The organism is Bdellovibrio sp., assembly GCF_036384735.1.
Taxonomy (GTDB): Bacteria; Bdellovibrionota; Bdellovibrionia; order Bdellovibrionales; family Bdellovibrionaceae; genus Bdellovibrio.
The window spans coordinates 47,538-58,558 of the sequence record NZ_DASVLT010000021.1; the positions used below are offsets into that span (position 1 = coordinate 47,538).

12 protein-coding genes are annotated in these 11,021 nt (G+C 43.6%); 5 read left to right on the plus strand and 7 right to left on the minus strand.

Going from position 1 to position 11,021, the window contains the following annotated elements; genetic code table 11:
- Window positions 1-5: 5 nt before the first annotated feature.
- The 3 genes from VF412_RS06640 to VF412_RS06650 form a co-directional block, all read right to left on the minus strand.
- Entirely contained in the window at window positions 6-839 is an 834-nt protein-coding gene (locus tag VF412_RS06640) for an alkaline phosphatase family protein (RefSeq protein WP_331338436.1), read from the minus strand.
- Window positions 840-928: 89 nt separating this feature from the next.
- Window positions 929-1,660, minus strand: coding sequence for a L,D-transpeptidase family protein (locus tag VF412_RS06645; protein ID WP_331338437.1), 732 nt, complete (start codon window positions 1,658-1,660; stop codon window positions 929-931).
- A gap of 148 nt (window positions 1,661-1,808) precedes the next feature.
- Window positions 1,809-2,195, minus strand: a complete 387-nt coding sequence (locus VF412_RS06650; RefSeq protein WP_331338438.1) for a hypothetical protein — start codon at window positions 2,193-2,195, stop codon at window positions 1,809-1,811.
- A gap of 118 nt (window positions 2,196-2,313) precedes the next feature.
- Here VF412_RS06650 and VF412_RS06655 point away from each other — a divergent pair, with 118 nt between their 5' ends.
- Entirely contained in the window at window positions 2,314-3,147 is an 834-nt protein-coding gene (locus VF412_RS06655; RefSeq protein ID WP_331338439.1) for a LysR family transcriptional regulator, read from the plus strand.
- Window positions 3,148-3,261: 114 nt separating this feature from the next.
- Here VF412_RS06655 and VF412_RS06660 read toward each other — a convergent pair whose 3' ends face one another.
- Window positions 3,262-3,702 carry a hypothetical protein gene (locus VF412_RS06660; RefSeq protein ID WP_331338440.1) on the minus strand — a complete coding sequence of 147 codons (441 nt, stop codon included), beginning with the start codon at window positions 3,700-3,702 and terminating at the stop codon, window positions 3,262-3,264.
- 87 nt (window positions 3,703-3,789) lie between these two features.
- On the opposite strand from VF412_RS06660, the gene VF412_RS06665 reads away from it, so the two are divergent.
- On the plus strand, window positions 3,790-4,650 hold the full coding sequence (locus VF412_RS06665) for a LysR family transcriptional regulator (RefSeq protein ID WP_331338441.1): 861 nt from the start codon (window positions 3,790-3,792) through the stop codon (window positions 4,648-4,650).
- 15 nt (window positions 4,651-4,665) lie between these two features.
- Here VF412_RS06665 and VF412_RS06670 read toward each other — a convergent pair whose 3' ends face one another.
- On the minus strand, window positions 4,666-6,132 hold the full coding sequence (locus VF412_RS06670; protein ID WP_331338442.1) for a HAMP domain-containing methyl-accepting chemotaxis protein: 1,467 nt from the start codon (window positions 6,130-6,132) through the stop codon (window positions 4,666-4,668).
- Window positions 6,133-6,385: 253 nt separating this feature from the next.
- The gene (locus tag VF412_RS06675; protein ID WP_331338443.1) at window positions 6,386-7,204 is read right to left on the minus strand and encodes a hypothetical protein; all 819 of its coding nucleotides are present in this window, start codon (window positions 7,202-7,204) and stop codon (window positions 6,386-6,388) included.
- Between the two features lie 378 nt (window positions 7,205-7,582).
- Here VF412_RS06675 and VF412_RS06680 point away from each other — a divergent pair, with 378 nt between their 5' ends.
- Window positions 7,583-8,701, plus strand: coding sequence for a DegT/DnrJ/EryC1/StrS family aminotransferase (locus VF412_RS06680; RefSeq protein WP_331338444.1), 1,119 nt, complete (start codon window positions 7,583-7,585; stop codon window positions 8,699-8,701).
- Between the two features lie 52 nt (window positions 8,702-8,753).
- On the opposite strand, the gene VF412_RS06685 is transcribed toward VF412_RS06680, so the two are convergent.
- Window positions 8,754-9,305, minus strand: a complete 552-nt coding sequence (locus tag VF412_RS06685) for a hypothetical protein (protein ID WP_331338445.1) — start codon at window positions 9,303-9,305, stop codon at window positions 8,754-8,756.
- 269 nt (window positions 9,306-9,574) lie between these two features.
- Between VF412_RS06685 and VF412_RS06690 the strand changes: the two genes are divergently transcribed.
- Window positions 9,575-10,573, plus strand: a complete 999-nt coding sequence (locus VF412_RS06690) for a catalase family peroxidase (protein WP_331338446.1) — start codon at window positions 9,575-9,577, stop codon at window positions 10,571-10,573.
- Window positions 10,574-10,634: 61 nt separating this feature from the next.
- On the plus strand, window positions 10,635-11,021 hold a 387-nt coding region (locus VF412_RS06695; RefSeq protein ID WP_331338447.1), incomplete at its 3' end, for a YiiX/YebB-like N1pC/P60 family cysteine hydrolase.

An 11,021-nucleotide genomic window follows, 5' to 3' on the forward strand; every position in this document is an offset into this window, starting at 1 on the left:
TCAATTTATTTCCAGATGTTCGTGATGGGGGTTGCCGAGGCATCTAATTTACCTAAATCACCAAGATTCCAGTTTTCTTCCACCAGGCGCAATAAACTTGGAGTCGTCAAATTGTCAGCGTAGTTGCCTGGATTGACAGCGGGGCCGACAATAGAAGTGTAAATTTGATTTTTAGGACCGCTACTGCCTTCGTCGAACGTAGATATCAAAATCGCATTGTCCATAAGTCTCGAGTCATTTAGAAGGGGACCGAATGTTTTTCCATACCAGGCATCGGCATAAGTTACGCCAGTGTTATGACCGTCATTTTGTATATCAGGCACATAGAAAATATATTCGGGCAAATCTCCATTCTGCAAATCTGAACTGAACTTTTGTGCGTTGACGATATGGGAGCATCGAGCTGGATTATTTTGAATATCGACGAAGCTCATGAATGGATTGTGCTTACGATAGTAGTTGCCGCTTTTCATTCCTTGAAAGCAGTTCTCGGGAAAGGACTCAGCATAAACCTTCCAGGTAATTCCTTTTGCCTCTAAAAGATCGACAACGTTAGAGACATTGAGATCGTATTGATTGTCATTTGTAACGCCTTCAGTATCTCCAGAGGTCAGAGCAATGTAGTTGCCCTGAGAGGGATGTGTTAAGGCCGTGAAGTTTGTGAAATTCGCTCCTGATGTTGCGAGTTTTGTAAAGAAAGGCTGCTGAATTGCAGTAGCATAGCTGGTATTCTCGAATACCACAAAGATCACACGATCAAAATATTTTCCCTTCGTCGGAGATCCAAAGCTTATCGCTGACACAAGTGTAAGAACTACAGCAAGAGTGAGAGCCTTCATTGGATGCCTCCTAGAATAAAAATTCCAGGGACCATCTTGGCAAATGAAGATTGCGTGAAGGTTGCTGATTAATTAAATTAAGATGATTGTTACGGCAGTTGAGACATCTCTTTAGTGATTTCACCATAGAGATCTTGCAGCCAAGGTCGGTGAGTCATTGAGATGGCGGGGACTTCGCCAAGTCTAAAATCAACGGGAGCCATGATTACCTTCCATCTGCGATAATCAGTTCTTGCAGCTAAAACGAAGAGTTCTTCGATATCTCTGTCAGCTAACGACAAGCAGCCCGTGGAGCCCGCCTCGCCATGAATCATGGTGTCGCCGCCAAGGTCTGTTCGGCCTTCATCTCTTGCGTATTTGAGATCATCCTGATTGGGGTAGTTCAGTCTCAAGGCCAAGTGATATTGGCTATTAGGGTTAAGCCCTTCGATGCCATAGATACCTTCGGGAACTTGCTCGTCGCCGTCTTTTAATTTTGGTCCAGGTTTTCCGCTTTGGTGTAGAACTGGGTAAGTTTTCACTAAGCTCCAACCACCATGTTCAGAGGGGGCGTACATTGAAAGTGTCTTCTGGGATTTAATATAAAGAAGGACGATGGATTTGGGCGGGTAAAGTGAGTTGCTATCGGTAAAGGCGGCAAGAAGTCTTGAATTCACTGCGCCCTCGTATTGCTCAAGGCGGTCCGCAACGGTTTTCTTGCCTTCAAATTTCAAACGAAGGGGAGCAAAGCGGGAAGAGAGATAGATCAAGAGAATGCCGCTGATGATTGCACCAGCGACGATGAGACTTTTGATAAAAGTACGAATGGAAAACTGTTTCACTTATTCTTAAATTATCGCTCGGTTCTAGGTGATGCAATTGTAAAATGTCGAAGCGCAATAATAGTTAAAACTTAAGCTCGCAATAAATTGAAAGTAAAAAGGCGGCCTGCCAGCCGCCTTTTTACTTTAGCATTTAGAGCAAATGAAATTACTGTTTTTTGCAATGAAGAATATTGCCATAGCCGAATTCAATTCTTCTGTCGGCACCCGCGTATAGTTGAAATGACTCTTCATCAGCTAGTGATGTGCTTCCGTACAGGGACACAGGAATCACCGGATGCATTTCATAAGCTGTCACGTTGCCAGCAGCAATGAACTGACCTGCCTCGCTGCTGTTGACCTGCAAGACGCCAGTATAAGTTTGATTTCTAGATTGGTTATAGAAGTGCAAAGTGATTTTGCCACTGTCAAAAACGATAACTTCAGCAGAGCCCGAAGGAAGCGTCGTTGAACAGTCGTAGTGAGCAGTGATTGTATCTGCCAAAGCTGAAAGTGACACGAGTATTGTTAAAATTCCAAAAGCTAGATTGCGCATAATCTCTCCTTAAGCGATCCTGAATGATTCAGGATGTCTTGTTCTGCAGGCATTTCTATAGTTAGTTATTTAATAGGTCAATTTGACATAAACCTATTAGTTTGTTAGGTAAAAGCCTATGGATTTTAGAATTACTGATCTTAAGAATTTTGTTGAAATCGCTACTTCTCGAACGATGCGCGAAGGAGCGGATAAACTGGGAATTACTCAGCCGGCTCTATCAGAATCAATTAAAAGACTCGAGCAAGATTTAGGAGAGGTTCTATTCTATAGATCCCGTTCTGGAATTGCGCTGACCCCAGGGGGACAGAAGAATTTGAAGCTGGCCCGAGAAGCGCTGGCTTCATTGGATAGCCTTGGGGCCAATCGCGCCCATGGCGACTCTAGGCTTATTACTATTGGTTGCCATCCTACAATCGCTTCGTATTTTCTACCCAAAGCATTTCGCGCCATTCAAAAGGAAAACCCTTCGTATCAAGTTCGCCTGAGTCATGATCTCTCACGAACAATTCAAACGGGGGTTCAGCAGGGGATGATTGATGTTGGTATTGTTGTGAATGCGGTTCCTTCACCGGATTTGATAGTGAGGCAATTGGCTCAGGACGAGGTTTGTATTTGGCGAAGCACTCACGTCCAAGATCAAGTGACCGATAAGGTTTTTTGCAACTTGGCTTTGTTTCAGACGCAAGCTCTACTGCGTAAATGGAAAGATCGCCCCGCTAATGTCATCGATACGGATAGTCTTGAGCTGATCGTACGGTTTGTGAATGAAGGTTTGGGCTATGGGATTGTGCCAGCACGTGCGGTGGCGTTATTGAATGCAAAAAACTGCGAACGGGTTCCAAAGACTCCGGCTTTTAATGATACGATCTCGATCGTCTATCGCCCCGAGTTTGGAAAGCATCCTGCGGAAAAGGCAATTGTCGAAAATTTGAAAAAATCAGTGAAGTGATCAGAAATCGCGCGACAACGAAGATTCAAAGCCAGCGATTTTTCTAAGGGATCTTTGTGTTTTATGGCGCATCTTTTAGATGCGCCCATAGTGCATTTAATGGCAAGTGAGTACTTACTCGGTCTGGCAAGCAGAAGAGTCCCTCGGAGTCCAATACCAAGCCGTCAGCGTCACACCACTTGCTAAAGTAGCAGAAACAACGCAAGTTTCGTAAGGTTGTCCTGTCACCTCTCCGTTCCAGTCGATAGGAGTCGCTTGATAGTCTGCAAAATTCACCTGGATTATATTGTTTGAATGAACTAGGTCGCAGGACTGAAGGGGCGTCGCAGTAAGTGTCACACTCTCATTCTGCTTGCCTAGATGAGTGAGCGTCAGTTGGGCGGACCCGATTTGAGAACCATCCGTTTGTGTGTTCATTTTGCAGGTAAGAGAGTAATCGCTCGGGTTGATCCTTCGAGCTGTTGAAGAAATGGGTTCGAAAATGCTGTCACTGGGACCAGATGCTAGGGCAGTGATAGAAAAAAAGAAAGACGTTATGAGCAAGACTGTTTTCATTGAGACCTCCATGGGGCAGAATTTAGCGGAAAATATAATTCAATAAAAATATATAATTTAAATACAATCCATGCTAAAAAGGCATGAATGAATTTACTCCATTTGCAATACTTTTACGTAGTCGCCAAGGAGCAGGGTTTTACCAATGCCTCTAAGGTTTTAAGAATCCAGCAGCCGGCAATCAGTCGCATGGTGAAGCTTCTTGAAGAAGATGTTGGATTTCCACTTTTTGAAAAAGTAGGGCGTCAAGTAAGGTTGACCTCCGGTGGCGTTGCGGTTTTCAATCACTGCAAGGCCATTTTTGGCGAAGTCGAAGAATTGAAGCAGTCCTTGGGGAAAATCAGTGGAGAATGTGCAGGGCCTTTGTTTTTGGGGGCTTCTGAACCGATTGCAAGCCATTATCTGGCATCCGTGTTTGCAAAACTGCTGAACAAGCATCCTAAAGTTTATCCAAATGTATTTTCGGGGCCGGCGTCTATGCTGTTTGAATCTATCATAAAAGGACAATTAGAGCTGGGCCTCTTCTTTCACACCCCAGAGCTTCCAGAACAGTTAGAGATCTTTGAAACAAAGGAAGTTCGATATCATTTAGTGGTGCGCAAAGATCTAAGAAGAAAGAAGGATGTCTTAGAATCCTTCATCGGCTCTCGCGAAATCGACGATGTGTCGGTGAAACGATTCCCCACGCTAGAGCGTCTACGCAAAGATTACCCCGATGCGAAGATTAAGATTTCAAGTAACAACCTGACAGCACATAAAGAAATGGTCTTTGAGGGGCTTGGGGTAGCGATCCTGCCGGATTTTTTAATTATGAAAGATCTTAAAGAGGGAAATTTATCTGACGTTTATCCGTCCGAAAACTTTAAGTTTCAAATGAAATTCATAAAAAGAAAAACCGGCATTCTATCAATGACGGCTTCTGAACTGATAAAAGCTTGCAAGGCTTGATGAAGAGAGCAGAGTTCAAGATTCTTTTGCTTGCGCTTTCCCGCCGTCAACGATGGCAAGAAGTTCCTGCACAGTATCCGCCATTTGATGAGCTTGCGAAGACAGAGTCTCGGCCGAAGCGGCAACTTCTTCAGAAGAAGCTGCATTACTTTGGACGTTTTTATCAAGACTATTCATCGCAATCGAAAGTTGATTCACACCTGTTGATTGTTCATGGCTGGCGGTTGAAACTTCACGATTTAGATCTGAAACCTTTTTGATTGCATCACCAAGCTCTTTTAAAGATTGATTGCTTTTTTCTGCAAGGTCGACACCGGCCTCTACTTGTTCTACGGATTGCCTGATAAGATCTGCGATATCTTTCGCAGACGTCGAACTTTTCTGCGCAAGATTGCGAACGGCGTCAGCAACTACTGCAAATCCCTTTCCTTGTTCTCCCGCGCGAGCGGCCTCGACCGCGGCGTTAAGAGCTAAGAGATTTGTTTGGAATGCGATGTCGTCAATGACTCCAATGATTTCTTCAATCTTTTTAGACGAACTTTGAATCTCAGCCATGCGCTGTGTGAGTTCTTCTAAGTTCTTGATGCTGGCAGATGCTTGTTGAGATCCCCTTTGAGAAAGATCGGCTGCTTGCTCTGCGTTTCCAGCATTGAGTTTTACCATGCCCGAGAGTTCTTCAAGGGATGCGACACCCTCTTCAAGAGAAGCGGCAGAGCCTGAAGCTCCTGAGGCCAGTTGTTGTGAAGCTGCCAGAAGCTGTTCCGAAGCTGAAGATACCTTTTCAGTGCCTTCAGATAATTTGTCACTGCTATTTTTGATGGCTTTTGAAAGAGAGCTAGCAATAAGAAACCCGGCACTTAATGAAACGAGCATGCCAATCAGTATCACAGTAATCGTCCAGAGATTTTTGTCCCTTTCGAGTAGAGCGGCGCTTGATGCTTTGTTTTGCGAGTCAGCGGTCTCTATTTGGATAATCTTGTCGAAAGTTTCACGAAGGGCTATGCGGGCTTTGCTGTATTCTGTCTCCCAAATTTTATCGCGATTTGTTTGATCGGCTTTATTTGTAGAGGCGGACAGCTCAATTATTTGAAAAGAAATATCTTTAAAATGTTTGAAGTCTTCTTGCTTAAACTTGTTCCAAAGATCTTCTTCGCCTGGAGCAAAAGGTAGCCCCTCATAGACCTTAGCGGCTTTGTCAAATTCAGAGGAGGCTTGTTGGAACTCGTCTTTAGCTTTTGCAGCTTCTTCGGCCGTTGTTGGTGAACCAACTAATTGAGCAATTGGTATAATCATTCTGACTTGCGCGGCGTTCATGTGAATGAATTGCACAAGATTCGGAACGTTGTCATTTACGACGGAGGTGTACTTCTGAATCACTTTATTGGCGAAGTAAAAGCCGATGACTCCCACAATAATGGATGAAAAAGAGGCGAGAATGAAGACACTTAAAATTCGGAATTTGAGACTTTTATTTTTAAACATTTCTTTTCGCCTCGCGAGAGAAAGTTGCTGAAATACAAATACATCGGGACTCTTGGTCTGAGAGGAAGTTTAGCAGTTTTGAGAATCAATAATAACAAATGTTAAGGCGCTTAGCCCTAAGTAATATAAAAGATGTGAACACTGTTAATATTCAGAGATATATAACGAAGTTTTGGGAAGACCATCAATACCAAAGCCTAATAGATAGCTTTTTTAAAAAAGGCGTCGTTCTAGCGCCTTTTCGTTTTGAAGTTTATTTCGCAGTTACTGAAAGTGATAGTTTCATCAAAACGTCTGTCCAATCTTCTTTCGCAGGCAGATTATCCGTTTGTTTTTCCAGCTGATCTTCCAGGGCAAATAGCAAATCCGATTTCACATAAATATTTTCTGCAATATCGACATGGCCATCGTTAAAAATTCGTACAAGAACTCCTTTTGTAAGCGATGGTGTTGCAAAAGGATTGGCGCTATTTGAAGTCAACCAAGATGCCAAGTAAGTTGTGCTCTTTTGATCCGAAACGAGCGGCATCGTCGAGAATGTATTCGCATCAATAATTGTTGAATCTTGATTGTATGTTCGTGACAGCTTTGCGATGTCAGCAGATTGAGTCATGCCTTGAGCCGTCGATAAAGTCGTAAGCTCTTGAGCCGCGACGAACGAATCAAAACTTGCTTGAGTTTGTTTTGCATCAAGTCCAATCCATGGTTGTCCACCCACATTATGAAAGGCTTGAACGGAGGCGTTTTGAAAAAGAAGACGGAATGTGTACTGAGGTTCTTTGTTGTTTCCAACATAAGCGTCAATAGCGACGATATGCTCCAGGTATTGGTAAATATTCTTATCGACCGCCACACTCGATGTACAAAAGGTCACTTCTTGAGGGCCTGCATTTCGCATAACTTGCTCTAAAGCGTGATGAACGTATTCAAAAGAATAAATATTCGTCAGTGCATTTTGAAAAAGAGAAGAGGTGGCTTTTAGTGAGTGGTCGCAGACTACGGAAGACTCGGCATGTGCAGAAAGGGATATCGAAAGTGCAATCAATCCAAGAATATTTTGAACCGTTTTCATGGCCGGATTCCTTTGTTGAGTGAAGGCGTACAGGTAACTCAAATTTCCGAGAGAATCTATGAAGTTCCTGGAATGGCCAGAAACTGGAAAAGATTTCAGCTGATTTAAGGCGGGATTTTGTTCTGAGAATGGAAAAAAGAGCTTTATAGGGCCGGGCCTAAATCCTGTCTGATTTTCCTAAGGGAAGATGTCTTTTCGTCACAGGTGTTGTGTAGAGGCATCAACTTTCCCTCTGAAAAAGCTATTTTTAGGGCTACGACGCAAATGAACACACAGCCCTTCTGTCAAAATCTAAGACCCTGTTAAAAATTGATTGAGCTTAAGAAAATCTGCATTATTCTTTCAAGTGAAACGACAACTAAATGAAGAGAGAGAATTATGAGCATTCAACAAGTTCCGTTTATTACTTTGAATCGTTTTGAACCTGGTTTTCGCGACGAATTCCTAGGCGGAGTCGCTTCATTGTTCGACAAAACCCAATTTGTGGGTGGTCCCATCGTTGGCGAGATGGAAGCCAATTTGGCGAAATATACAAAATCTAAACACGCTATCGGTTGTGCCAATGGTACAGATGCAATCCAAATTGCCTTGCGCGCTGTGGGTGTTGAGAAGAATGACAAAGTTCTAGTTCCTGACATGACTTTCTGGGCGACTTTCGAAGCCGTTGTAAACGTAGGTGCCAACCCTGTAACTGTTGACGTAAATCGTGAGGCTTGTCACTGGGATCTAGCTACTTTTCAAAAGGCGGTAGAACAATTCAAACCGAAAGCAGCGGTGATGGTTCACCTTTACGGTTGGGTGACTCCTCAAACTCTTGAGATCAGAAAGTACGCTCAAGAAAATGGCGTTATCTTGATCGAAGACGGTGCTCAATGTTTCGGAACGGAAATCAATGGTGAATCAGTTCTTGGGACTGCATTGATTGCGACAACAAGTTTCTATCCAGCAAAAGTATTGGGAGCTTCAGGTGATGCGGGTGCCGTATTCACTTCAAATGATGAGTACGCTAAAAATGTTCGCACGTTGATCAACCATGGCCGTACGGATCACTATTCTCACGGTATGATCGGTTGGAACTCTCGTATTGGCGCTTATGAATCTTTATTCTTGAATCTTTCTTTGAAGCACATTGATGCTCGTATTAAGAGCCGTATGAACGCTGTAAAATTTTATGAGGAATCTCTTCAAGGTCTTCCTTACAAAATTTATCGCGCGGCTTCGAATGTGACAGAGAACGGTTACTGCTCTGTGGGTATGATCGATCCAGGATTGCGTCCGAAGCTGATCGAATCTTTGAAGGCGGCAAACATCGGTTATGGCACCATCTATCCAGGAGCGATGAGCAAACAATCTGGGGCAGCCCCATATCTTGCTGGTAAGATCGACAATGGAAATGCTCACCACATTTCTCAATCGGTTTTGAATCTTCCGTGCTTTGCTTATATCACAAGCGACGAATTGCAATATGTGGTCGACGTTGTGAAGAAGAGCTTCTAGTTTTTTTATAAAGATCTAAAAACGAAAAAGCCCGCAGAAAATGCGGGTTTTTTTATTTTGTATGAATGAATTTTCCTTGAGGCATGAATTCGCCGTTAAAGTAGAAGCCATTGTTTAGGTTGTAGGTATAGGGGAGACCTGCCCACTGGGTGAAGAAAAATTTGCCACGCTTATAATCCAGAAACCCACTCCACTTGGCCCATTTGTCTCCTGTTTCAGTATGCGCAAGAATAGACATATCAAAAATGACGGAAGAAGGAAATTCTTGCAGCGAGCCTGCCTTCTGCCAGAACTTTTTATTGCAGGATTTTTCATCGCTATTTGTGAAGTTATCGGCACAGGTCCAAAGCTCGTCTTTGTTGCGGATTTCAAAGGAAGCCGACATGACTTTCGCAAAATTTGCGTCTGTCATCTTGATTGTTAAATGAGTCTTGTCTTTATTCAACGCGATGGATGTCGTTCCTGACCAATTTGAGTTCCAACACGTCATTGCATCTCCGTGACAGCGAGCCTCAAAAGTGCCTGACCATGTGCCAGAAAAATCTGCCAAAGCGGGAATACTTACGGAAAAACTTATTAATACGATCGCAAAGATAGACTTCATTTTGTTCTCTCAAAAAAAGGATTTCTTTTTGCGATCAATTGTTTTTAAAGGCAACGAGTTTACTAGCACCATATCTAAAATTTTCAGGAATGATGTGGAAATGTCGCAGGCGTTTGAGGTTTTCTTAGGGGCCAATAACACAATAGGAGTCTCATTTTTATGTGTCGCAGGTCAAAATTTATCTCAGCGGACTCAAGCAACGTGAATTTAAATGTTCACCAGATCTGATGAATGTTTAGAATATCGGGAAGCATTTATTTGGAGACTCAATGAAAAATTCGGTTTCGACTCTCGCCCTATTACTTCTTCAGACAACTTTAGGAGTTTTAAGTTTTGCAACCGGCCCGGCACCCGGAGCGAGTGCGACTGTAACGCCTGTGGATGTGATCAACACCATGGAGTCCGGCGGCATTCATGCGGGCTTCAGACGTAATCACGCAAAAGGGCTTTGCTTTGGGGGGACCTTTAAACCAAGTAAGGGTGCTTCGAGTTTGAGTTCTTCAAATCTTTTTGAAGGGCCAACCTCGACAGTAATGGGTCGATTTTCAAATCCCGGCCCAAATCCCGTTTCTGCAGATAATGCTCCGATGCCTCGCGGAATGGCTTTGCAATTTCATCCGGAGAAAGGGGACACATCGAATATGTCGATGTTAAATGTTCCGGCATTTGCAGTGTCTACTCCTGAGGCCTTCAATGAACTCTTAAAGGTTAAAACCCCTGAACAGATCGCAGTCTTTAAAAAGAAGTACCCACGGTCAGAAGTTTTTTTCAAATTCGTCGAAACTCATGGTGTTCCGCAAAGCTTTACGACGGTGGACTTTCACAGTCTTCATGCTTTTAAGTTCACAAATAAAAAGGGCCAATCGCAATACGCACGCTGGAATTTTATTTCGCAGCAGGGAAATCGCTTTTTAACGGCGGATCAAGCGAAATCCAAGTCGGCGAATTTTCTCTCAGAAGGACTGGTGAGTGAGCTTAAGAAGGGGCCGGTCTCTTGGGATATGGAAGCGATACTCGCAAAAGAGGGGGACAACCTGACTGATCCTAGTGCAGAATGGAAAGGTGATCATAAAAAGATCAAGCTAGGCACGTTGACAATCACAAAAACCACGGGAAATGGCGAAGGACCCTGCGATATGATCAACTTCGATCCAAACAACCTGGCAGCGGGAATTGAGTCTTCTGACGATCCTATTCTCAAGTTCCGTTCACCTGCCTACGGTCTTTCGTTTGGCAAAAGAGCCACAGAGAAAGCCAAAGCCCAATAAATTCGCTAATTCGCGGCCCGATGCCTTGCCATTAAAATTCAAATGCATTAAGACCGCGTCAGTGAAAACTCTATCTAAAATCTTTCTGACATCACTTCTTATCGTTTTTTCCGGCAACTATGTTCAAGCTAAAGTTCGTATTGCTTTCTTAGAAACCTACGATGCCAAGGGGCGCTTGGTTCAATACGAGCCAGGCGGCAGGTTCTCGCATTCAGCAGTTCAATTTGAGGCCTTAGGCGACCAATGGCTGAATGCCTACCCTGGTGAGGGCGTGGCGATTATTTCTTTGGATACTCTTCAACATCATGGAAAAATCACGGACATTGTGGAAATTCCCGTGGATCTGACAATGGCTGATGTGCAGCCGTACTTGGGAAAGCCTTTCGATTATTGGTATTCCTGGAGTGATGATGCGATCTATTGCTCAGAGTTGATCGGAAAGCTTTTG